This window comes from Vibrio sp. 661 (assembly GCF_033339315.1).
Classification (GTDB): Bacteria; Pseudomonadota; Gammaproteobacteria; order Enterobacterales; family Vibrionaceae; genus Vibrio; species Vibrio alginolyticus.
The window spans coordinates 395570-422039 of the sequence record NZ_JAWOUJ010000002.1 but is presented as its reverse complement, the minus strand read 5'-3'; the positions used below and the strand labels follow the sequence as shown (position 1 = coordinate 422039).

The 26470-nt window shown below is 44.2% G+C and carries 12 protein-coding genes; 5 read left to right on the top strand and 7 right to left on the bottom strand.

Translation table 11 applies throughout. The annotated features are described in order from the left end of the window. Positions 1 to 38: 38 nt before the first annotated feature. Positions 39 to 1190: a class C beta-lactamase gene (gene ampC / locus R7P69_RS06150; RefSeq protein ID WP_005373435.1), complete on the bottom strand. Its 1152-nt coding sequence runs from the start codon at positions 1188 to 1190 to the stop codon at positions 39 to 41. 360 nt (positions 1191 to 1550) lie between these two features. Between ampC and R7P69_RS06145 the strand changes: the two genes are divergently transcribed. Continuing rightward, on the top strand, positions 1551 to 2954 hold the full coding sequence (locus R7P69_RS06145) for a PLP-dependent aminotransferase family protein (RefSeq protein WP_238952729.1): 1404 nt from the start codon (positions 1551 to 1553) through the stop codon (positions 2952 to 2954). Positions 2955 to 3479: 525 nt separating this feature from the next. Here the strand turns inward: R7P69_RS06145 and R7P69_RS06140 are convergent. From R7P69_RS06140 to R7P69_RS06125, 4 genes are all read right to left on the bottom strand, one after another. After that, a complete protein-coding gene (locus tag R7P69_RS06140; protein ID WP_238952730.1) occupies positions 3480 to 13100 on the bottom strand; it encodes an Ig-like domain-containing protein in 9621 nt (3206 codons plus the stop codon). Between the two features lie 120 nt (positions 13101 to 13220). Then, a complete protein-coding gene (locus R7P69_RS06135; protein WP_238952731.1) occupies positions 13221 to 13835 on the bottom strand; it encodes a phage tail protein in 615 nt (204 codons plus the stop codon). 146 nt (positions 13836 to 13981) lie between these two features. Then, positions 13982 to 14929, bottom strand: a complete 948-nt coding sequence (locus R7P69_RS06130) for a formyltransferase family protein (RefSeq protein WP_224721233.1) — start codon at positions 14927 to 14929, stop codon at positions 13982 to 13984. Between the two features lie 7 nt (positions 14930 to 14936). Beyond that, on the bottom strand, positions 14937 to 16235 hold the full coding sequence (locus R7P69_RS06125; protein ID WP_054574692.1) for a hypothetical protein: 1299 nt from the start codon (positions 16233 to 16235) through the stop codon (positions 14937 to 14939). Between the two features lie 868 nt (positions 16236 to 17103). Between R7P69_RS06125 and R7P69_RS06120 the strand changes: the two genes are divergently transcribed. Beyond that, positions 17104 to 20277: an AAA family ATPase gene (locus R7P69_RS06120; protein ID WP_017819913.1), complete on the top strand. Its 3174-nt coding sequence runs from the start codon at positions 17104 to 17106 to the stop codon at positions 20275 to 20277. A 134-nt stretch (positions 20278 to 20411) separates the two neighbouring features. Here R7P69_RS06120 and R7P69_RS06115 read toward each other — a convergent pair whose 3' ends face one another. Further along, entirely contained in the window at positions 20412 to 20885 is a 474-nt protein-coding gene (locus R7P69_RS06115; protein ID WP_005373450.1) for a DUF1842 domain-containing protein, read from the bottom strand. Positions 20886 to 21168: 283 nt separating this feature from the next. On the opposite strand from R7P69_RS06115, the gene R7P69_RS06110 reads away from it, so the two are divergent. The 3 genes from R7P69_RS06110 to R7P69_RS06100 all read left to right on the top strand — a co-directional run bounded on the left by R7P69_RS06110 (position 21169) and on the right by R7P69_RS06100 (position 25035). Further along, complete coding sequence (locus R7P69_RS06110; RefSeq protein ID WP_005373452.1) at positions 21169 to 22860, top strand: FAD-binding oxidoreductase; 1692 nt, start codon at positions 21169 to 21171, stop codon at positions 22858 to 22860. Between the two features lie 87 nt (positions 22861 to 22947). After that, the gene (locus R7P69_RS06105) at positions 22948 to 23274 is read left to right on the top strand and encodes a hypothetical protein (RefSeq protein WP_005373454.1); all 327 of its coding nucleotides are present in this window, start codon (positions 22948 to 22950) and stop codon (positions 23272 to 23274) included. A 471-nt stretch (positions 23275 to 23745) separates the two neighbouring features. Then, positions 23746 to 25035 (top strand): linear amide C-N hydrolase, encoded by a 1290-nt coding sequence (locus R7P69_RS06100; RefSeq protein ID WP_238952732.1) that lies wholly within the window; start codon positions 23746 to 23748, stop codon positions 25033 to 25035. Positions 25036 to 25182: 147 nt separating this feature from the next. Here the strand turns inward: R7P69_RS06100 and R7P69_RS06095 are convergent, their stop codons facing one another. Beyond that, positions 25183 to 26226 carry a GMP reductase gene (locus R7P69_RS06095; RefSeq protein WP_005373458.1) on the bottom strand — a complete coding sequence of 348 codons (1044 nt, stop codon included), beginning with the start codon at positions 26224 to 26226 and terminating at the stop codon, positions 25183 to 25185. Between the last annotated feature and the right edge of the window lie 244 nt (positions 26227 to 26470).

Here is a 26470-nt window from a genome sequence, read left to right as displayed (position 1 = left end):
AGCTCTAATAATTACGTAGTGCCTATTACCACTAAAATTTACTTCACCACTGAGCTAATAATATGGTAAGCAGCCTCTACTCTTTCTGCATTAGGGTAGTTTTTATTCGCCAGAATCACTATGCCTATTTTTTCAGAGGGTACATACGCGACATATGCCCCAAAGCCACCTGTTGAGCCCGTTTTGTTATACCAAACGTCACGACCGAGAGTACCAGATACACTTGCTTGAACCGGTTTAGCTTTGAGAATTACATCGCTGGAGTTACCCTTCAATAATTGCGAAAGTGAAACGGGGTAATCATAACCCTCCCATCCTACGGCTTGTGTAAACGTGTCGGTATCAAAATACTTAGTATGAGTTCTCTCTAGCGCATTTTCTATATCAGTATTAAGTTGCGCTTGACCCATATTTGCTTCGATATATTGAAGCATATCTAAGCTTGTTGATTTAATACCATAGGCTTGTGCATCAAGAATACCTGGATTAACTCTAACGGGTTTTCCCTCAGAACTATAACCAAAAGCATAGTTGTTAAGCTTATCCTTTGGTACATCGACAAAGGTATTGGTCATACCGAGCTCAGGCAGGATGACGGTTTCCATCATTTCCGTATAGTCTGACTTCATACTCAAAGCACCGATGTAGCCAAATAGACCAATACTAGGGTTTGAGTACTTCCTCTTAGTACCGGCTTCGTACTCCGGTTTCCACGTTTTGTAGTACTGCATCATTTCAGCGTCGTTCGTTACTTCGCTAGGGAATTGCAATGGTAGACCACCTGCAGTGTAGGTGGCGACATTAACTAGCTTGGTATTACCCAGAGCACTATTCTCTAATTCTGGAATATAATCTTTGACCTTGTCATCCATGTCTAGCTTACCTTTTTCTTGGGCGTACCCAGTCAAAGTAGCAGCAAAAGTTTTACTGATAGAGCCGAGTTCAAAAATTGTGTCGTTGGTGACTAAACTCCCCTTACTTACGTCAGCCAAACCGTAATTATAAAAATAACGTTTACCATCAATCGTTACTGCAACAGCCAACCCCGGAATGTCGTATTCGTTGATTAATCCTTTAGCGCATTCATCAACTACGCTCTTTAATTGACTGCTAACCGTTAACTCCGTTTTCGCAAACGTGACGAAAGAAGTGAGCGATAAAATGGCCAGCAAGGCATTGTTTAACTTCATTGAACCCTCAATTTTTTAATTTTAACTTATAATTAATTTCTAGTTTATTCCAAGGCTTTTAACTTTTTATATAAAAGTAATCCTGACTTGAAGAACTCCAATCGTTAACCCTCGATGAATAACACTGTGTCTTCAAATTTTTAGTGCGATATAAACAGGTCTAAACCTGATCACCGTTGATAGGTAGGACGGTTAGATACGAATGTAAGTAACATCCGTTTCCAAAATGGGGAAATAGTGTACTCAATTACGCTTTCTCCATATCACGATAACGGTATACTAGGTAGATATACTTGGTATATACAGATCCACATCCTCACAACGCTTTAGAACCACTTTTCAACGTCTACAGAGAAAACGATGCCATTTTCACTACACTTCGAAACTGGAAAAGTCACCAGCCAACAACTTTACTCCGAGATATACCAAGGGATATTAGAAGGCAGATTACGATCAAATGAGAGATTACCATCAACTCGCATGCTGTCGAAAAAGTTAGGCATAGCAAGAAACACTGTCATTTCGGTGTATGAGCGACTTCAGTTCGAGGGGTGGATAGTAAAAAAGGCAGGGTCTGGCACGTACGTAAGTAATGCTCTAGAACAAACGGTGAATCAAGATAAGAGACCAATAAAACACTACCAACTAGGGGTGTTTGGCACTAACGCATCGAAGAAGCCAGAGATCATCGCACCAAAGAATCTAGACTATGACTTCACTTTAGGCGTTCCTGATCATCAGAGAATAGCAAAGCATATTTGGCGACACTCAAGACTGAGTAGGCTCAATGCATTAACTCCAGAGTTTGCACATGGCGGTGATTTACAAGGGTTAGCTTGTTTACGAGAGTCTATCTGCGAGTATGTGAGACACTCGAGAGGCGTAATCTGTGACCCTGAAGACATCATCATTACTCAAGGGTGCCAGCAGGCAATAATGACGACTCTCCTTACATTACTCTCTCCCGGGGATCTCGTGTCGACGGAAGATCCAGGATATCCTGTTTTTCGAAATCAAGCTCGATTACTTGGCGCGCAAATAGGCTCCGTGCCGATGGACGACCAAGGTGTTGTCGTTGAATCAATCCCTTCTAATGCCAAAATTATTTATACAACGCCTAGTCATCAGTTCCCTTTAGGCTTTAGCTACTCAGCTGACAGGAAGTTAGAACTGCTGAGATGGGCAGAAGTTAATAACGCAATCATTATCGAAGATGATTATGATTCGGAATATCACTATCTCAATACCAGTAAGAAAGCTCTCAAGTCACAAGACAAAAATGACTGCGTCGTTATGATAGGCAGTTTCTCTAAAATACTATTTCCCGGCATACGCATTGGCTATATGATTCCGCCAAAGTCTTTAATAAAGCCAATTTCAAATATGTTATGGCACTTGGGAAGAAGTACATCTGTAGTGTCTCAAATCCTACTTGACGAATTCATGCGTGACGGTCATTTCTCTCACCATTTACTCAATATGAATAAAATCTACAGCGAAAGGTATAATAAGCTAACTCAATTAATTGACAACATAGATTGCTTACAACGTATTCCAAGCCAAGGTGGATTGCATATAGCAGCTGAAGTATCGGGATGCGCGACACAAATGATGAATAAATTTGCTTCATCAAATGTAGCGGTTTACCCATCATCGCATTTTTCTATCAACAATCATTCTAATGCCCTCTTATTTGGATTTGGCATTATTCCTACCCAAAAAATAGAAAAAGCATTTGATATTATTCAATCAATATTGGATTAAAACAGATATAAAATTATCGTTTTGCTCGGTATCAATTTATCGTCGCAGTTATCAGCATCAGGGCGACAGCCAGCGTGGAACGCTTTTCAACCCAATAAGGGTTCAATACGAACTGTGTCGCTCTGACACGCTTGGTTTGACTTCAGCCCCAACACTATATTTCTTCGACTGTAAACGTACTAGGTTCAAAGTAAAGCGACGTATCACGCTGACATTTGCAGCACTACCAACAACCCTATTGCGTAAATCATCTTCTTTTAAGTTAAGTTCACATCGAGCATTCAATGAACCTTATTTTTCTAATATCGAACCGTAAGTTCTGTTTAACACTCTATCAAAACACTATCTTTCGCTAGATGTTAAAGAAGAAAAGACTTCAAGGTAATTAAGGATTTGTTATAGACTATTGACCTACATAATAAAGAGCACAATCACGACATTAATCTCCAGTGATTTACCATACCGCTTCATGAACAATTGGGATATAAATTATCGAAAAATACCAAACCATAAGTTAATACGCTGCTAACGGCTCAAAAAATAACGAAGTTGTAGCGCAATTATATCAACATCATTTTCATGTAAAAAATAACGAGCGCCTTGGACACCGATCTCCCAATTATCTGAGAGGTTGTAGCCAACTTCTGCACCAATATATCCATCAAAACCATCCACTTCCGTCGTTATCTTGCTGCCTTGATACGTACTTTCAATATCGGTTTCCCAGAACAAGCCCCCCAAACTCAGTTTTGCGGACCATGAATTGTATTGCCAGAACTTATAACCGATGTCGAAGCCCATGCCCTTAACAAGGAGTGGTGCTATCGATGCGACATTGGCGTGATAGTCTTCTGGTGAAGTAGTAGCACTACGCAATGTAGCACTACCTTCACCCATATCAATATAACGAATAGTTCCAGACCATTGCTCAGAAAAAGTATATCCAAACCCGACAGAGCGATAGAGCCCGGTGTTGTCAGTAGAGATTACGTTATCACCTTTAACAGCATCACGCTCATCTGCATGGCTTGACCCCATTTGAACATCAACATACCAACCCGCTTGACTACTAAAACTAAACACAGCAATTAGTGCTAAAGCACTGTTTCTTCCATAACGTTGCATGGCTCCTAACAAAATCAAAAGCATCAACACTATGCCACCCAATGATCCTGCTGAAGTATTTTCAACCTTTACATCTCTTACCAACTTAACGGTCACTATAACTTTCCCCGCGTCTTGCAGGCCTTGGCTATCCTGAATGATATATGTCAACACATCATTGCCTTCAAACCCTGAGGTAGGGGTATAGGTCACGCTCTGATCTGCATTCATGACCGACTGCCCATACTGCGCTTGGACTGAAACCAACTTCAATGTGTCGTTATCCGGATCGGTATCGTTAGCAAGGACATAAACCGTGACAGGGGTACGATCATCGGTGGTAATATTATCGTCCACCGCATTCGGATTCTGACTGTTTACCACATTTACCGTCACCTTCGCCGATCCCGTTCCACCATTACCATCCGTTACGCTATAAGTGATCAAAGCCTCCCCGTAGTACTGTGGTTGAGTGACATAACTTAGTTTGTTATCAACCACACTAACACTACCAATATCTACAGAAGCGCGACTTACCTTCAGCCCATCACCATCAGCATCGGTATCATTGCTCAATACATCGATCGTCACCGTACCATTGAGACTAACAAACGCATTGTCGTCAATCGCTTGAGGGAGTGTATTATTGCTTACACGAGCGGCAACGACGCCAGGGTCAACGACACTGCCATTAGCCAATCCGTCATCATCGTTCGGGCCACCGTCTTCAATGGTAAGTTGTACACACCAGTCACCTTCAGTCAGACCCTGTGACCATGAACTGTGCCCTGGTGGCGGACAATAACCAGCCTCGCCAGCACTAGAAGAAACTGTGTTTTGAGCATCCTCAATAAAGTCTACCCACCCCTGTTCAGCATTATACTTTCGGTACACTGCATTTGCTGGAACAGGTAAACGCTGAGGCATAACTAATTGATAGCTTTGACCGGGAAGCGGCAAATTAGTTACTACAAAATCAAAGATTCCCCCTATGCTCTTCATATTGATATCTTTAGGAAGCTCCTCATCCAGCAATAAAGCTCCTCCTGTTGCGTTAGTCAGAATGGTTATTCCTTTGCGTAAACAGACACCTGGCTGCCCCTCAATGAGGAAGCGATCTTTTTCTGACACAACCTGTTGAATTACGTTACAGTCAGAAATTGCATCAAGATAATCAGGGATACCATCACCATCACTATCATTATGACCTTCTTGATCATCCGGGATTAAGTCGCCATCACTGTCTTCACTCCCGAGCTCCGCCAATGTTTGTACCACTTCTAAATAGACATTCCGTGTCACTGATAATGGTGGAGTGCCATTGTCAGTAACTGTCAATTGCAAATTGTAAATCGCTGAACTCAGTAATTGCGGAGAGAAAGTCAATGTTTCGCTGTACATCTGCCCCGCAATCGCTTGGTTAAGTACATCGCTATCACTACTCCATCTGAAACTGTGTATATCGGACATATTGGCATCACTAACACTGCTCGTGATTGTGACCGGTTCAACACCATTTTCAATTTGTCTCCGCTGCTCCCCCGCCTGAGATACACTTACCGTGACCTTCGGAGCCACATTCTCTTCAAAGATTGTCAAGGTGTAACGACGCTTACTACCTAGATTAAGGGTGCTGTCCAGATCAATCACTAAGGTTTCAACGCCCTCATTTTGTCCATCATTAAGTAGTTCGAACGAAAGTTTGCCTTCGGTACCACTAGGTATCACCACTTCACCAGAGGTGAGCGTGTGGTCATCACTGTCCGTGCTTCCTGAAACCGTATAAGGTATGATTACTGGGTAGCTCGGCGAAGGACCGTTAAGGTGTATCGATACGCTATGATTGGTGCCTTCCGTGGTTTGCGCATCTTTGGAGATACTTATCAGTGGATACACTGTTACCGTTTGACTAGCTTCAGCGACGTTTCCATCAGAGTCTTGAGTGCGCCAATAGACCGTATTAGTTCCAGGTCGGAAAAAGGTCGTGCTGTCGACCAATGAAACAGGTAATAGCTTGCCTGTACTATCTCGTGCCACAGCAGAGCCTAATGCAACTTTAGTAAAGAGCGAAGTTGCGTTCACTTCGATATCTGAAGGTGCGGCTATTGTTGGTGCGTCCAATTTCGCACTTTTAATTGTCACGATTGCTTTCGCGGTGGCCTTTCCACCGTTACCATCTTTCACACTGTATTGCACTGCCACTGTACCAATTGAGGTCGTTACCAATTGGATTTGACTGCCCACAATCGTTGCCGTTCCAGATGTAGGTTTAACCCATTCCAGTTGTAATGTATCTAGATCAACATCGCTGTCGTTGCTGAGTACATCCAATAAGTAGCTACCATCGTTACTCTCGGTAAAGACATAGGTATCATTAACCGCCACTGGCTCATCATTAACGTTGATTACCGTGATGCTAAACGCTGCTAAAGATGTGCTTAGCTCACCGTCTGAGACACTAATAACAATATTATTGGTGCTGCCAACATGCTCATTTTCCGGCGTACCACTTAGCAACCCAGTTGCTCTATCAAAGGTTGCCCATGATGGTTTATTGCGGATTGAAAAGCTCAAGCTACTACTATCAACATCCGATGCCTGCAGTGCAAAGCGATACGTACTGCCTTCGTTGACGGTAAGAGCAGGAGTGCCACTGATCATCGGCGCGTCATTGACATTGTTAACCACAATACTGAATCTATTGAGCATTGTTGTCGTGAGACCATCAGAAACCGAGATAACAATGCCCTGATATTTGCCAACATCACCATTATCTGGAGTACCACTGAGCGTGCCTGTTGATGCATCAAAGCTAGCCCAAGATGGCTTGTTCACGATACTGAAGGTGAAGGCTTGGCTGTCAACATCTGACACTTGTGGCGTGAACAAATAGGTGCTGTCTTCATTCACTTGTGTTGCTGGTGAGCCAGAGATAACGGGTGCATCGTTAACGTTATTCACAGTAATCGAAAACGCTGACAATGAGGAAGAAATAGTGCCATCGGATACGCTAATCACGATATCTGGATAAGTCCCCACATAACGGTTACTTGGCGTGCCAGAAAGCGCTCCTGTTGTCTTGTCAAATGTAGCCCAAGGTGGCTTGTTAGCTATCAAGTAGGTCAGAGTATCCGCTGGGTCATTGTCCAATGCCGCGGGCACAAACTGATACACACTATCTTCATCAACTTGCGCCGATGGGGTACCCGTAATCACTGGCGCGTCATTAACGTTATTCACCGTGATGGTCACTAACGCCACTCCAGAGGTAAGTTCTCCGTCACTTACGCTGTAAGTGAAACTGTCCTGACCAAAGAAGTTACTGTTACCCGTATAAACCGCGTGATTGCCTGTGACGGTAACATTACCGTTGACTGGCGATTTTACAATTTGATAGCTCAAAGATGAGCCTTCTGCATCGTTACCATTTAAAGTAATGGTCAGCGGTATTTCTTCCTCTCCCGTAGCACTGATATCGGTCGCGGTTGGTGTATCGTTGACTGCATTAACCGTCAAATCGACACGAACCTCTGTCGAGTCGAGATCACCGTCGTTGACCTTGAACAAGAAGAAGTCGGAGCCATTGAAGTCCGCTTCTGGTGTATAGCGCCAACTATTATTGGTCAACTGCTCTAGCACGCCATGACTGACTTGCTCAGTGATAAGATACTGCAGAGTGTCATCATCGTTATCAATATCTGAACCAACCAGCGTGATCACCAAACTATTGTCTTCATCAAGCGTTTGTGACTGTGCTTGCGCCATTGGTGCGTCGTTGACTGGTGTTACTGTCATGGTCACTGTTGCGGCGTTAGATACAGCACCTGCTAAGTCTGCCACCGTATAAGTGAAGCTATCTTCACCGAAGTAGTTCTCATTGGGGTTGTAAACAATCGCTCCTGACGCCGTCACGTTCACACTGCCATGTGCTGGCGTATCGACGACTGTGACACTAGTGAGTTCAAAACTGTCTCCAACATCGGCATCACTATCATTGCCTAATACATTGACCTCGAAGGAGCCTCCCTCTAGTAGTTGTGCACTGTTATCAACAGCAACGGGGGCATCATTCACTGGCGTAATATTGAGCGTGACGGTTGCAGGCACTGAGACTGCTTGACCACTATCGGTTAGCATGTAGGTAAAGCTATGTTGACCATTAACGTTCGCTGTTGGCACAATCTTTAAGGTCCCATCGACATTGACACTGACCGTGGCAAAACTGTATACCCCCTCTCCTTGACCAAGATCTTGCAGGGTAATACTACTCGGGGTGAATGACCCATCTTCAATATCACTGTCGTTACTTAAAATATCGAGTGTCGATGTGATATCTTCATCAAAAGTAAAACTGTCTTCCTCCGCTACTGGTGAGTCATTGACGGAACCGATATTGACGCTGACCGTGGCCGCAAGAGAAACGCCGCCTTCACTGTCTGCGATCGTGTAAGTAAAGCTATCGCTACCATTTTCATTCGGATTCGGCGTATATACAAAAGTGCCTACAGTTTGATCAATGGCTACTTGTCCTTTTTGAGGCAAACTAACTAACGATAAATCACCCGTTGGGATGCCATCTTCAACATCCTCCGCTTGACTACGCGCGCTGACTGCTGCGCTTGCGGTATCTTCGTCGGTGTTGATGGTCAGCGCTTTAGCGACTGGCGCATCATTTATAGCCATGATAGTGACGGTCACTGTCGCCTCTTGCGACTCCTGCAGCAGGGCATCTTTCACGGTATAGGTAAAGCTATCTGTGCCTGTCTCATTATTATTTGGCGTATAGGTAACAACGCCGTTGCTGATCGACACCTGACCTTTAATTGGTTGCGTTTTAATCGTTGTAGAAGAAGCGACCATGTCATCATTAACATCGGAATCGTTGGCTAACAGATTAAATTGTTTCGCCGTATCTTCCTCAGTCGAGAAGCTATCATCAACTACCGTTGGCGCGACATCGTAGCGTTTGGTCACAGTATCCGTCACTGCATCAGATGCGTTGCCTGCGGCATCGGTTACCACCACGCTTACTGTCAACGTCCCCTCTTGCAAAATAGTGACGTCAATGCCCGTTACTTGCATGGTCTCCGAAGAAATTGTTTGACTAGCGCCGTCAATGGTCGTGGTACCGTCGGTCACGCTATAAGTGAACATCGCGTTCACTTCAGCTGCTGCGAAGGTAAAGCTCATCGCCTGTTCGTTGGTTTTGTTAATGCTCTCCTGATCAATGCTGATGCTATGTCCAGTCGGGATCCCCGTATCCACTGAGATCAACAACTGAGTCGCTGCTGTATTGAGGTTGCCAGCTGCGTCGCTAAATTTCTCGGCTGCAACATCAATAGTTGCATCCTCAGTGCTTTCTTCTGCAGGTGTAAAGGTAGCCGTGTAACTGGCGCTACTGCCCGCAAAGTTAGAAAGAGTTCCTCCAGCCACGGTCACATCGGCTTCGGAAAAATCAGTTGCGGCTTCACTCAAGGTAAACGTGAGTGTTGCCGTTTCACCCGCTTTCAACGCAGCGCTGGAGCTAGTGATACTAACGGTTGGAAGCACAGTATCGACGCTGATGGAAAGTGGTGTAGCTGCACTATTGGTGTTACCAGAGGCATCGGTAAATGTGCCTGTGGCAACTTCAATAGTACCGCTCGTCGCACTCTCTTCCGTTGGTGTAAAGGTCGCAGTGTAGCTGCTACCACTGCCAGCAAAACCAGACAAAGTACCGCCACTAACCGTGATATCCGCCTCGGTAAAATCGCTCGACGCTTCACTTAAGGTAAAGGTAATGGTCGCCGTTTCGTCCGCTTTCAGCGCCAATTTATCACTGGAGATAGTCACACTCGGCACTAAACTATCAACGGTTATAGACAGTTGAGGCGCAGCAGTGTTGCTATTCCCGGCAGCATCGGTAAAGAAATCTGCCGCCACGTTAATCGTCGCTGTACTTGTACTGTCTCTATCCGGCGTAAAGGTGGCCGTGTAATTGTCACCGCTGCCCGCAAAGTTAGACAAACTGCCGCCAGTGACGGTGACATCTGACTCAGTAAAGTCACTTGAGGACTCACTTAAGGTGAACGTGATACTCGCCGTTTCGCCAGAGATCAAATCAAGGTCTGAGCTGCTCAAAGAAACAGTTGGCCTCACGTTATCTAACGTAATTGTTGTGCTATCTATACTGGAGGTGTTGCCCGCCGCATCGCTCTGGCTCGCCGCGACCGTCAGGGTGCCGTTGTTAAACGCACTTACATCAAACTCACTGCCAATAGTCGTCCAAGCCCCGGTATTGTCGGCCGTCACCGTACGACTGACTGAGTTGTTATTGTCCGTGATGGTCACGGTCACACTATTGCCAGCCTCCGCGCCGGAGCCAGCAATCAGCACATCATTGTCTTCTGCCGCATTAACGATACCGTCGATTGCAATCGGCGTGGAAATGGTAACAGCGGATGGCGCTGCGTTATCTAGGGTCACGCTCTGGGTGGCTACGGTGGAGATATTACCTGCTATATCAGCTTGGGTTGCAGACACAGTCAGGGTGCCATTGCTCAAGCCACTGATATCCAGCTCGCTGCCGCTCAACGTCCAGTTGCCTGAGTTGTCGGTCGTCACCGTACGACTGACAGAGCTGTTGTTATCCGTGATAGTCACGGTCACGCTGTTGCCTGCTTCCGCGCCGGAGCCAGCAATCAACACATCGTTATCTTCCACTGCATTAACAATACCATCGGTTTCAATCGGTGTAGTGATGGTCACAGCTGATGGTGCGGCGTTATCTAAGGTAATGCTCTGGGTGGTCACTCTGGAGGTATTACCCGCCGTATCCGATTGCGTCACAGCAACTATGAGTGTGCCGTTGTTCAGGCCACTGACATCAAGCTCACTGCCGCTCAACGTCCAGCTGCCTGAGTTGTCGGCCGTCACCGTACGGCTGACAGAGCTGTTATTGTCCGTGATAGTCACGGTCACGCTATTGCCTGCTTCCGCACTGAAGCCAGCGATCAGTACGTCGTTGTCTTCTGCCGCATTGACGATCCCATCAGTTTCAATCGGCGTATTGATGATTACAGCAGATGGGTCTGCATTGTCCAGAGTAATACTCTGGGTGGCTGCGGTAGAAGTATTACCTGCTATATCTGCTTGGGTTGCAGACACCGTCAGGGTACCGTTGTTAAACGCACCTACATCAAGCTCACTGCCGCTCAACGTCCAGTTGCCTGAGTTATCGGCCGTCACCGTACGGCTGACAGAACTGTTATTGTCCGTGATAGTCACGGTCACGCTGTTGCCTACTTCCGCGCCGGAGCCAGCAATCAGTACGTCGTTGTCTTCTGCCGCATTGACAATACCATCGGTTTCAATCGGCGTGGTGATGGTCACTGCTGATGGGGCTGCATTGTCTAGGGTAACACTCTGGCTAGCTGCGGTGGAGATATTACCTGCTATATCTGCTTGGGTTGCAGACACCGTCAGGGTGCCATTGTTCAGGCCACTGACATCCAGCTCGCTGCCGCTCAGCGTCCAGTTGCCTGAGTTGTCGGCCGTCACCGTACGACTGACAGAGCTGTTATTGTCTGTGATAGTCACGGTCACGCTGTTGCCTGCTTCCGCGCCGGAGCCAGCGATCAACACATCGTTGTCTTCTGCAGCGTTGACGATACTGTCAGCCTCAATCGGCGTAGTAATGCTCACTGCGGATGGTGCTATTGTATCAATGGTGACACTTAACGCGTTGGATGCCGAGCTAACATTATCATCGCTATCAGACGCTTTAGCACTTATTGCATGTGTAATGCCAGACGCCAACTCATTGGTTGTTATCTGCCAGTTTCCTCCAGTAGCAGTGCCTGTGCCAATAACCGTTGCACCTCCACCGACTTGATCACTGTATAAAGTAACGATCGATCCACTCTCGGAAATCCCACTAAACGTTGGAGTAGTGTCACTGGTAATATTATCAGTATTTAATGATCCGGTATCCGAACTAGCATCTAAATCGGGTGTAGATGGCGCATTTGGCGTGGTATCGACCGTAGTAAAGTTAAATGTGGCATCATCGCTGATCCCAGCGAAGCTATTATTTGCGCTGTCAGCCACGGCACTGGATTCAATATGAATGGCGTAGGTCCGGTTCCCTGCCAGATCACTGGTTGGGTTTAAGTAAACTTTATTGTTGGTAACACTGATGCGACCAGCGCCTGGTGATGTTGTTGTGCCATCGCTTTCGGTGGCAACATTAAATACTTCAAAGTCGCGACTGTCGGTAACATTACGAATGGTAATATTGCCGCTCTTCAGCTCAATATTTTCATCGAAGGCAATCTCGATGTTGTTGCTAACAGAAACATTGGTTGCATCATCAGTGGGAGTTGAGCTCGCACTGACAAAAGTAGGCGCGGTAGAGTCTGAAACCGCAGCGTCATCAATCTTGATACTTCTGATAAGATAACGAGAGTCAGCACCCGGACTTCGGGTAAACGCCATAGTCACTGTATCAACGTCCTGCCATGCCGAATCATTAAAATCTGTACCACGGGTCAGGGTAAACAAGTCCTGTAACCCTGAGTTTGCTTCACCACCTTTTGGCAAGGTGACAGTTTCGGTCACTGTTTGAATATCATTAGAGAAGCCAGTTAACACAAGTTGATACGTTTTATCTGAGTCTCGGGCCGACCCCTGCATATAGGTAATTTCGTCGAAACTGAAGTTAGTACTTGATTTCTCAAAAAAGCGGAAGCCACGATTGTTGAACTCATTAATCATGGTATTTGAGTAAAGAACACCAGCTACAAATCCGAGGTCATTTAGGCCAGTAAACGGAGTGCCATCCGAGCTAGTGCCCGCATCTAATACCATAGATACAGTACCTGCATTGGTAAGAGTGACTGAGGGCATACCCCCTGTGACGCCGGTCTCCACCTCACTAAAATTGGAACCTGAACCATTAGAGTAGTTAATCGTTTGCTGTGCAGCCCAGGCTCCACCGGAAAAAAACGCTGAGAACACCCATGCTGTTGTAATTGCGATCGCAACCTGACGATGTAATCTCATTTTCCTCTCCTGAAGATGACGGCCTTATCAACATGGCCGGGTTATCATAATCAACTTAAATATTTAATTTTTTTATAGGAAAGGATTAGCTAAAGATTCAGCCAATTCTTTCTTGGTTGATTAGCTGTGCGGTGGGTATACTCCCGCAGTGGCAATTAACCAATTAATCGGCAATACCGGGCTCAGAATATTAAGTGGCATTGAACCGCCTGTTTCAGTCACAATTACAGTACCTCCGCCCGAGCCACTACCAGACACACTTAAGCCTTCGATCTCGGTCAAATCTGGTTGCTGAAACGTCGGTTTATAGAACCCGGGGGTAGAGTTTTGCGCTATATACGAATTACTATCGGGTACCTGTGTATTTGCAGCATTGGTAGCAACCTGCATCCTGCCTGTTACAGGTGCAGAAGTGCCAAGAGGGGTAAAAATTGCCGTATGTAAGTGTGCTGGCATTTGAGTTATATCAATAGTTACCAGTTCAGTACCCAATCTTTCTCCCTGATGATAATCCATCCCCCCTGGTCGTGTGCCTACACCAACTGGACTGCGGCCACGCAAATCAGGTAAACCAAAGGTAGTTCGGGCGTCACCTCCGTATAGAGTGCTAACTAGAGAGAAGAGCGCTGGATTATCTTCAATTGCCTGCATTTGCCCCGAGCACATTGCCCAATTTCTAATTGCAAAATTGCCACCAAATGCGGTTAGTGTCCCAAGATACGGTTCTGTAGCCATACTGTTCTTCCTTTCAACGTATACACTTAAGTTAAAACCAGCCCATAACGAAATTGGTGTGGTTGGTTAAAACTTTCCAATCTCGCATTACTAAATACCGTTACGGGCTTCATCACTGCCGCAAAGAGCCGTATTGAGATATTTATTTACTCACAAGCAGAAGCGTGCTGGAGCAATGACATCCCAGCATCTAGCCCAGCCATTTGCGCATAGCGATAACCCGAAAACACGCCTTGCGGTGTAGCAATAACATCTATTGATATGGCGCTATCTAACGTTTTCACTTGTAACCCATGTTGTGGGCTGATCTCGAGAATTCTCCCCGCCTCTACACCGACTAAAGAAGTCTCCATTGCGCTTGCTTGCAAAACATTGGCGACACCACTTGGCAAGCTCAACATCGCACCACCGAAGTCATGATTGCCTGCTCGCACTAAGTTGACGATTTCGCGACTCGTTTGCACGTTCCAACGAAGGTGCAGATCATGTTGGTTTACTGCTCGTGCCACTTCGTTGGGGTTTGATACTTGTTCACGCCAAACCAGCCCTTGCTTTTGTTGCGCGATGAGGAAGTCATACATCAGCTTAGCCGTCATTTGTGACGCTTTTTGCTGAGCACTGGTTAAGGTCTCAAACGGGTGAAATGGTACCTCTAACTCCATTCCTATAGCGCCGGAATCAGCCGATGCCTCAAGACGATGCAGGGTGAGGCTAAAGGTGTCTAAACCCTCTCTTAATTGCCAATAGAGAGGCATCGGGCCTCGATACTCGGGCAGCTTTCCCGGATGAATGTTGTACAAGTTTCCGTTGAAAAACTGACACAGCGAGGAATGAACTATGTGCCTGAACAAATAGATAACGCCATCCGTGACTCGCCAAACATCGAGTTGCGCTATCAAAGCACTGCTGTCATTGGCGGTATACTGAGCAATATGAATCGATTGAGCGCTCAGATAGCTCTGTAGCTGCTGTAAGTCAGGATTTAGTTCTCCTTCCGGTACTACCACGCCCGCCAATTTATGCTGTTGTGCCAACAACTGAATGATGGGCAAGGCGTAACAACTTCCTGTAAAAACGACGTATTTTTGCTGCATATCGAAATCATCCATGGGTGGCGACAAAACCTGGCAATCCGGTTAACTGATAATAGAAACTGACCTTATCCCCTCCCTTCGCTTCAAAGTAATGGTGTTCAACAGCTTTGGGCTTGGCATCCACATAAAAAGTCATGTCGGGTTTAGGATGGGTAATACCAGAGTCGTATTGTCCGACCATCGCATCTCCGTAAGTATCGATATGGCTGTAAATGGCGAGGATACGTTTTGCCATATCTGGCACATCTTTCGGCAGCTCAATGGTGTTGCCTTGCAGCATTTTTATTCCACCATCTAGCTCAAAAATCTCGCTTCTGAGCAACATGGCTTTATTGACGTTAAGAATTTCTCCCAGATCAATTCGATCATCGATCGCTTCCGGCTGGCAATGGTTGGAATGTGCATACTCTGCTTTTTCCCATTGTTGATTAAATTCCGTCTCCCCGATGACCATCATGGCGCGCACAGATACCTGATTGGGGATCATTTCGCCTTGAATATGTAAATATTGAACCAAATGTTTCGCGATGCTGAGGAACCCTTCCCGACTAAAGCCATGCTGCATCGCTTCAAGTATCAGGAGATCAAACGTTTGAGTTGGCGAAAATTGGGTAGCATCTTCTTCCACTAAGGCTTCAATGTAGTCTGCGATATCGAGATCCGCGATCAATTGATTGAGTGCTTTAATGGCTCCGGGGTGAATATCTACTAGTGTCACCTGAAGCTGCTCTGCGCTAATTCGATCACTTTGTTTGTAGTGAGCAAGTAAAGGCAGCAGCAATGGTGCAAAGGGGCCGCAAGCTGGATAAAGCACTTTAACCTGTGGCTTGTTGGCAAGCATATGTTGGATAGCTTTGTTTATACCACACGCAAAGCCTTTAATTCGGTACACATCTTTGATGGTGTGTTTACAGTTAAGTGGGGACATCACCAGCCCAGACGTGGAAATGTACTGTCGGGTCAGTTCCTCTTGAGTGAGTTTAGCCAGAGAAAGAGATTGGCAAGCGTTGCCATACATGCTCTGAAAGGCTTGCACCAGTGTTCGGTGCTCAACTTTCGTCTCCTTCAATACGAGCTCAACTGCCGCAGCGAAACTCTCTTTCAGTTGCCGTTGGCGTTCAGCCGTGCTGAGTTGGTTTTGGAGCATAGCCTCAAGTTGAGTCCGTAATGAGTACTTAAGCAGCTCATCCATTTCGGGTTCAGCAAAACCAAACTGTTGAGTTTGTTGCTGCACTTCTTCAACACCGACCGTCTCACGAGATTGAGGACGTTGCTGGTAGAATTCTATAGATGAGCCTTTTTGCATAATTCATGAACCTCACTTGCCGCTGTAGCAGTAGTTAATGATGTAACACACCTGTACTTGAGAAAAACATATGCCAGAGGTCCGCGTTACAATATCTCAGCTCCCGGCTCTAACTTCATAAACCGTACTGACAAAATTGGGCAGAAAAATTGAGATAAAAACAGTTCTAATCCTGTAAATTCAGAGAGTAGTAAATAGTTAGGGTAATAGGCCTTTCGATGTGATTCTTCTAAAGCAAGCGCTTGCCAATCCCCTCGATGGCAAGATCGTTTGACATATGGCAGCCACGCAGTCTCCTTAATAGAGGTAAGCGCGGCACTCAAGTGTGGTGTAATATGAAAGCCTTTTAACAGGCAGAAAAAGCCAATACCCATAGTATAAAGCCAACTATTTATAATATTGAAATTAAAATAATTTTTTCGGCAGTTATTTTGAAATTGCCGATATTTGATTTATAGACTAGAAAAAATCAGTTAGCCAGAATAGAGATCAAAAAAAACACTAAAAATAAGATTGTCAATTTATATCTCTAAAATTAAAGAATTTAATTTTTAAAGTTTAATGAAGTCCAATATAAGTTTAAGGTGTGCAATCTTTTAAAAGATATAGGTTTAAAGATATTTCAAAAAACTTATTAAGAAAAACATGAACTCACAAAAATAAATATCAAAACTATTAATAAAAAAACACCACTAATATAACAATGAATTAAGGTGGTTTGAAGATTAAAATGCCCATTTCATTTTCGTATATAACATTTTAACTACTAGTATTATATATGTGGTGAAATAAGATAAATTTATTCACTCAACATATCCAATCGATTCAGGTTTACTGGGAAAAGCTATACGTTACAACGGAGTGAAATATGGCAAATAGGGATGGAAGAATTCCACTCAACGTATTACGACTCAAAGAACTGAGAAAGAAATTAGGACTGAGCCAAGAAAAACTGGCGGAAGAATGCTTTCAACAGGGTTTTGTCGTATCTATTGCTTCTATAAAGCGAGCAGAGTCTGGGGCGAATGTGCTGTATCGTACCGCATCCAATCTCGCGGAATACTTTTCTGTCCCCGTAGAGGACCTTTTAATAGATCGGGCCTCAGAACCATTATTTACAAATGTATCTTCATCACCACCATATTTTTTTATTTTTGCAATCGAAGCAAAGTGTGACTTGACCGCAAAGGCTCTGCAAACCTTACTTCTCAGCCAAAACACTACACCCATAATACAAAACCGAACGTTTGTTCTTACTTGGTCTTTACAGGAATCGGACGAATATATTTTTGAGCGAATTCGACAACTAGCCCTTCAATTAAAGGTTGCTCTTTCGGCTTCGATTCGGTCTTTTATCAATGTGAAATACATGCATCGAATCACTGAGCTATCGGAACATCCGAATGCGATAACCCCAATCAATGAAATCCTAGTTAAAATCCCTTGGGGAGAAATAGCTGCTTGTCCTTGCTTTATCTCGTCCAATTGTGCCAGACCAATAAAACCTTTTCTAACAGGAGAGCCAGACTTCAACAACTGGCATTTTGTATCCTTACACCAAAACCATACTGACTGTTTCGTAGGGCGTAAACTTGAACTAGAAACATTGAATAGCGGAATCAAGCGATGGCAAAAACAAGAAGCAGGCCAAACGTATTGTATTACTGGTACCGCAGGGATAGGAAAGACCAGCCTACTCAACCAGGTCATTTCGTCTTTGAGTCGTTCTTCGTGTTTAACCACAGAGATTCAAATCCTGAATCATGGCAGTGCTGATCTCTTGTCCCCTCAAAATATATTCACTCGGGCAATTTGTTCATTTACTCGTGAAGATACCGATGATTCTATTCGTCAGCAGACTGTCGAGTCATCAATTCCCTCTTCTTTCCATCTCTGCCTTTATTGGTTAATGGGGGTAACACTCAACGAATCAGAAAAACAGCTGCTGAACTTAATGGAGTTCCAAACGCTGAAACAAACGATAGAGCAATCTATCCCTTTCTTAATTCAACAACGGCAGACCAGCAAACCGCATTTGATTATTGTTGAAGATGTCCATTGGGCCGACGAGGTAATGTTGGCATTTCTTGAGACACTGCTACCTTATATTACAAACACCAATATTTTACTCTTTCTGACGTTTAGGCAGCAAAAACGACTTAGTTCCAAACAATCTTGGTTTGCCAACGTGAATCTAATCGAACTTAGGGAGTTATCATCTGAAGAGTCTTACGAGTTAGCTTGCTCAATCACATGCCAACAGAATAAACATATCAATGACTGTATAAAGCTTGCGAAAGGCCATCCTCTATACTTACGCCAAACACTACTTTGTTCTCAGTTTGATAAAGACGTTCCGGAGTCATTGGAACATTTAGTTTCGATACAATTAGCTCAACTTCCAGCCCAAGATCGCCAAGCACTCTGTACTGCATCTGTGTTGGGGCAGTACTTTCAACTGGAGCAACTGCGTGAAATCACTCGAATTCCCGGCTACGTACCAGATAAGTTAGTCGACGCTGGCTTAGTAAAACTCAATGGCGATCAATACCTTTTCCATCATGATTTGATTTGTAATGCTGTTTTCCGTCAAATAGACAAGTCACAGTGTTCAAAAATACACATGGCCTGCGCAAAATGGTATGAGAACCGAGATCGGTTCTTATATGCAGTCCATATCAATCATGCCAAGGGCGAAGGTGTATTTACTGTTCTTGACCAGACCGCCAAACATTACCTGAGCAATTATCAATTTGAAAAAGCACTGACTCTTATTGAATACGCTATTAAAGAGTCACCTAAAGCACAGATGGCGTATGCACTAAATATGAAAGGAAACTGCCTGTATTCGATGGGACGCATCAAAGAGAGTATTGAGGTTCTTGAGCAAGCGATTCATCACACAGAAAATGATTCTGAACGTGTTCAATACTATTTAGACCTCATTAACCCCTACCGTTTAACCGACAACTTTGTACAAGCGATGTCGATTTTAGACCAAGCCCAAGCCCTGTGCGAAAAGCTGACGTTAAATAAATCTTTGTGTGAAATTCACTCGATGAGAGGTAATATGCTGTTCCCCACTGGGCAGCTAGACGAATGTGAGAAAGAACATTTACTTGCATTAGATTACAGTCAACGAGCAAACTGTTTTCGCGCGAAAGCAAAATCGCTTGGCGGCCTCGGTGATTGTGCCTACGCACAAGGAAAAATGGCTCGCTCATACGAGCACTTAACCGAGTGTTTGCAACTGTGTGAAGAGCATCAGTTGCTTTCGATTGAAACTGCTAATCGCTACATGCTGGCAACAGTGATGATCTATCAACTGCAATCTGACGAAGCACTAAAACAGGCTCAGCATGCCTCGAATCTTGCCTATCTCACGGCAAACCGCCGAGCAGAAATTGTTTCTAGGCTTACGGCTGCATGGATCTTTCTCGACCGTAATGTCTTGGTGCAAGCTGAAAACGAAATCTCGACCGCTCTACAACTTTCAAAACAGCTTAATGCTCATCGATTTGTCGCTTTTCTTTTGGAGTCCAGTGCAAGATTGCACTGGTATCAGGGAAAAGAGGAGAAAGCCCTTTCGGACATCGACACGGCTCTAGATCTTGTTCATATCAATAAGCTACACAATTTTATTGGTCCTTGGCTCGTATCTACCAAGGCACTTATTTGTGGCGATGAATCAACGGCCCTCTCCGCTTTGCGCACTGGTGAGGCTTGGCTAGAATCTACCTGTGTTGGTCATAACTATTTACGCTTTTACCAACAAGGAATCCAAGTAGCGTGGCAGTATAAGCAGCCTACGCTACTTCGAAAATATCGCGATAAGCTGTCTAACTTCACCCAAGAAGATCCGCATCCATGGGGTGATTTTTATATTGAACAAGCGAATCTGATGCTTGCCTTACTCGACCAGTCCAGCTCCGTCTCTGAGTTGTTAAACTTCAATCAGGCCGCGCGTAAGCATCAACTGAATCAGGCTCAAATAAGTGTTGATGAGCTCGACCATTGGCTCTCCACATCTACTCAACCATGAAATATTCAATAAACGAAGAAAGTCGATTAATTGCACCGTCAAGTCATCGTGTTTACTCGATTTACCTCGTCAAACACAGATATTCGAAACCATCGAATATCTGTGTTTTGGCACAGTGTCATCGCTGATGAGATTTATGCTGGCGCAAGATCATTTTGCTCCACCTTAAAGTTCTCGATGCTAGGAACATGCTCAGGCAAAAGTAGAGTAACGCGTTGATTTGCTGCTTCAATCCATTTACCTGAACTATTTTTATATCGATAGAATGCCACGCCTGACTTCCAATCATCATTAAGTAGGAGGTTGAGCGTTACGTTATGAAGATCAGCTCCTAAAGGAGCAATGCCTAGATAAGGCTGGTAGCCCTGCAACGTCACCATGATATGACAATCACGCATCGTGCATTGATAGTTGAAACTACCATTGAGATCAGACACCACATTTAACGGTGGGTTAACTGCCTGAAAGATATGTCCTTTACCCACTATTGATTTGTCTTCGCTGGCCACGAGTAGATTAACATCGAAGCTCACTCCTCCAGGTAAGCCGTTACCAATTTGATAATGAGCAGTAAAAATTGCTTGTGATTCTTTTGAGTCCATTTTCATTGTGTTCTCCAACTGAATTTATTGTCGTTAGTGACCCATTCAATGTAGATAACACGTCATTCTGGTTCAGTATCAATTTAGGCTCAGATCTACTTGACTACATAAATTATCCACGGTCACGCAGATGCCGATCGTTCTTTTCATCAACCAGATATTGTTGCTCTCTCGCTGATGCTTTTGGCGATTTGTACAGAACAACTGATACCAAACTGATATGGTGAATGTATGCATTTGGTTTAATATTTGAACAACTATTCAATACATAAGCCAAATGGAAAAAATAATGGAACATGAATGGATGCAGGGAACTAAAGAAAACCAAGTGGTAGAACAGCACCCTAACCCTCAAATACAACGCCTCGCTGTACTTAGCGCGTACTCAATCTCAGTCAATAATGCCAAACTGTTTATTCAGAAAATGGATAAGTGCGGTTTTCCTAAAGAACGATTACTGACACCTCTTGAAAACACGGTTTCACCGGTTCCCGGTTTGAACCAATATCAAGTCGAGTCACTCATCTTCAATACTCGCTATCAACACCAACCCTTTGTCATTGTCATGTGCGAAAGTACGCAAGAAGTTCAGCAAGCCTATCTAACAGCAACTCAATTCAATCTCCCGATTCGTGTTCGCTCAGGAGGGCATGATCACGCAGGTGAATGCAGTGGTGACAACGTCATTTTGATTGACGTGAGCAGAATTAAGACCTTCCAATTGTGTGACAATATTGCCACCATTGGTGCTGGCTATCGCTTCTATCAACTGACACCAAAACTTGCAGAGCATGATCGAATGATTGCACATGGAACCTGTGCCACAGTTGGGTTGACTGGCTATATTCAAGGCGGAGGATGGGGCCCTTGGACGCGAAAATACGGCATGTGTTGTGAGCACCTAGTGAGTGCAACCGTGGTATTGGGTGATGGTACGATCACAGAAGTCTCAGCAGAGTCCAACCCTCACCTATTTTGGGCACTAAGAGGCGGCGGAGGCATGAGCTATGGCATTGTTACCGAGCTACGCGTAAAAACATTCCCTTTACCCAAAGAGATCCACCGCTTCGAGCTTCAGTGGAACCTCTATCCAAAAATCAACGGTATGCTTCAGCCAATACCAACGCACCCTACCATAGATGTGCTAAAAAATTGGGAGCAGGCTATAAAAAGCCTCGATACGCCTAAACTTCTTGGCACCAACTTGCAAATTGATGCTCTGCCTGAATCATCTAACCACTGTGATATTGAAACCATCAGCCATCACTGCACCATGTATGGCTACTGGGAAGGAACAGAACAAGATCTTCACCAATTTATAGCCGTTCAATTTGGCGCTTGCTTCCCTGATTTAGTTCAAGTCTATGAAGCACATGGCACTGACTTTGACGGGAAGAAATACGATCACTCCCTGATGAGCACATGGGGGCGCGATTCTTTGTGTCAAAACGGTTCTCCTTTCCCTCCCGATTATGACGCCCCAGCACCTCACAAAATCACTTCGCGATTGGTGTCAGAGCGAGGTCTTAAACCAGAAGGCTATACTGCACTTTTGCAAAGCTTAACTTCACCTTTGATAAAGCCAGAAAACCGCGATCAAGGGCTATTTAGTTACGTAACCTTAGGGGCGATCACTGGCGGTTTTTATCATCACTCAGACGACCTTGAAGACATATCTTTCCCCTACCGCCAGTGTCAATATACAGTCCAATACCAAACCTGGTGGAATGAAGAGATAAAGCAAAAACTAGAACTACAAAATAACCCAGTACTTGTTGATGTAAACAGAGCCATGGACTGGATTGATAAAGCCAGAGAAGCTGATATACCGGGAACCTATGGTGCCTTCATCAGCTTTAAAGATCCGGCAATTCCGACAAGCGTTTATTTTGATCGAAGCTACCGCGACTTAATCGGTATAAAAGAAAAATATGCTAAGGATAAGTTTAATCACCTTAGAACTAATAAGACCATCATTTAACATCAATATGCATCTTAAAAAGCATATATTAACAGAACGCCATTTGGCCGTTCTATCACGTATAGAAATTAAAAAAGAGGAAAAATTATGACAACTAAGGGTTCATTTTACGTTAAAAATAACTCCAACGATAAAATCACCGGATATGTGAGATTTAAAGACTCTCCGGAAATGGAGGTTCATTTCGACTTGAATATTGGCGAACAATCTGAATCTGCTAGTTTTGAATCCGGTGCCGCTACCCATGACTCCTGGTATTACAGTTTCAAAAAGGCAGGTAAAACCTATACTGGGGACAAGTCCTGTGCATACTATGCAAAAGATGAAAATAAAGGCCCCGTCGTTGTAGAAATCTTTAATGATAATTTAAAAATATCTCCACCACTTAGCGGTTCTTGTGAGAAAACTTTATAGCTGCTCACCTGATTCATCACTTCGCCCGAGACAGTTGCACAACTTCTCGGGCAGTTTCATTTCTCGGTATTTGGATTGAAGACTCTCCCCATTTTCAATCACAATCTGAAATTGTTAACTTTATGTTCTCACTTTATATCACCACTGCAAGATAATCGAATAAATACAAATCACTTTTAAAATAAACTTTAAATCTAGAGTAACCAAGATTGAAAAAATAAATATATTATTAATTTCTAAGATCAAAGAGTTTTACTTAATACATCACTTTTTATTTTAACTCTATCAACTGATACTAAACTGCTACTGACGTTTTTTGATTGAATGCTTAACTTAATAGCATGCGCTTATCTCAATGGCTAAAACCATTACTAAAGCGCAATTCATCTATATCCACGTAATCTCTAAGCATTTGATTCAGAGGGTTTCTTGGATATTCATCATTCAAGATAAACAACGGAAAGCATGGCTATGTGTACAGATGTTAATATCAATTATGGTTGCAACAACCAAACCTTATCCGCTAGAACCATGGAGTTTGCAGTTAACCTTCAGACCGAGATTTGGTTTAGAGCCCAACAAACTTACCAAATTACGACCTTTACTTCCGACGGAAAAGCCGACCGTGTTTTCAATGGTCAGCCGCCAAAACTTCACAGTAAAGAATGTGAGTTTCGAGCAAATTGGCAGGGAGAGTTGAGCTTCATACACTGCAATGCCATTACCCGGTATAATAACCCTCTTTTAACAGCTGATGGCATTAATGAATCTGGCCTTTCTGTTGGGTCACTGTACTTGCCCATTCTCAATCAAAATGTATCGACCTCTCACATCCCTGATGATGCCTTTGCATTAGGCAGCGGCCTGTTTGGTACTTTTATCTTGTCTACGTTTAATACTGTGGACGAGATGGTGACCTACTTCACCACCCACCCCGTTTACGTGTTTAACTCGACTATTTCAACTGGTGAAACAGAGAGTGACAACATGGCTTTGGACCAGCATTTCGTGATTCACGATGCAAATAATGACAGTGCCGTCATTGAGTTTCTTAACGGTAATATGCATATCTATCGAGCATTCAAAGAAAGCGATATGTTCAGCAAAGAGGAAAATCAGCAAGCACGCTATCAATGTACCGAATACGACTTTGATGATTATAAAGTGGTTGTGGACCACTCCTACGTTGGAGTAATGACTAACTGCCCAAATTACCATTGGCATGTCAATCACCTCTCTTATTTTTCCAATTTGCGCAACTACAACCCAGAACCGAACAATGAAGCAACCATGCAACGTCATGTCCAAGTGCCTGGCCCACTTCAATCAATCAATGGCGCTGGCTTGATGGGTCTACCCGCCGACCCAACACCGCCGTCTCGATTTGTACAAACCTATGCAATTAAGCAGTTAAGCGAACAACCAACTAACTTCGACGAAGCCTTCTCACTCGGACAAAAGCTACTTAATCGCGTTGATATACCTTTGGGCATCATGGCGAATGAGTTTGAGACATCCGATAACCCTGAAGTCTTTTTTAGTGATATTACCCAATGGAGCGTTATTAGACATAACAGTCATCAATCACCCGCGTTCTATCTGCGTACTTACGGAGACATGACTTGGCGAGTCGCTAATGTCAAAGACTATATTGGGTTAAATAGAGACTGTCAGATTTCAAGCGTTTTACAGCTCATGCCAGTTACAACATCATTACCGTTTGAACAAGTCGAATCTCGACAAACTATTAAAATCGCTTAGAGTTAATTTTGAAGCGCAAACAAATGAGAAGCAAAAAGCCAGAGTAAGAAATCAATCTCACTCTGGCTCATAGCTGCATATAGTATAGTTTTATCTGCTATAGATATAACGTATGGTTGCTTTTTACACTTGTTACATACAGTCGATTTACTCTTTACCGAACACGTTGTTCTCTTGTTCTTGAACGCGGATGAATGTAGTACGCTTGGTTAGCTCTTTAAGCTTTGCTGCACCTACGTATGTACATGTTGAGCGAACGCCGCCAAGGATGTCTTGAATAGTGCCGTGAACGCTACCACGGTATGGCAATAATACGGTTTTACCTTCGGCCGCACGGTAGCCAGCGACACCACCTGAGTGCTTGTCCATCGCGCTCTTCGACGACATGCCATAGAATTTCATGAACTTCTCGCCGTCTTTCTCGATCACTTCGCCGCCTGACTCTTCGTGACCCGCTAGCATCCCACCTAGCATTACGAAATCCGCGCCACCACCGAATGCTTTCGCTACGTCACCCGCACAAGAACAGCCACCGTCACCGACGATCATGCCACCAAGGCCGTGGGCTGCATCACCACACTCGATGATTGCAGAAAGCTGCGGGTAACCAACACCCGTTTTTACACGAGTTGTACATACAGAGCCTGGTCCGATACCCACTTTAACGATGTCTGCACCAGCTAGGATTAGCTCTTCACACATATCACCAGTAACCACGTTGCCTGCAGAAATGACCTTGTCTGGGAACTCTGCTCGCACGCGTTCAACATACTCGACCAAATGCTCTGAGTAACCATTTGCAATATCGATACAAATGAAAATAAATTCATCTGAAAGCGCCATGATGTCTTTGGTTTTTTGGAAGTCTGCGTCAGATGTCCCAGTAGACACCATAACGTTATTCATGGTTACTTTATCTGCTGATTTAGCAAACTCAGCCCAATCTTCTACCGTGTAATGTTTGTGAACAGCGGTCATTACACCATGCTCAGCCAGCGCTTTAGCCATTGCAAAGCTACCAACCGAATCCATGTTTGCTGCGATTACTGGCACACCAGACCATTGACGACCACTATGCTTGAATGTAAAATCGCGGGTTAAATTTACTTGAGAACGGCTCTTAAGGGTAGAACGTTTCGGGCGAAACAGTACATCTTTAAAACCTAACTTAAGTTCTTGTTCGATACGCATTGTGTAATTCCTTGATTCATATGTATATGTGTCATTTCAGAGTGCGTAGTGATTTCGTTGGCAGACGAGTTCACTGTTCTTCGGACACAAAAAAACCGGAGCGTTGGCAGACGCTCCGGTTTTCAGCATTATAGGCTGTGATTTATTTCCTACAAGTCTGATATTTGAATTTTTTTTGTGATACCATCTTGAAAATCGCATATCAAAAACGCTCCCCAAGTCACCAAAACCTCTTATTATTTAT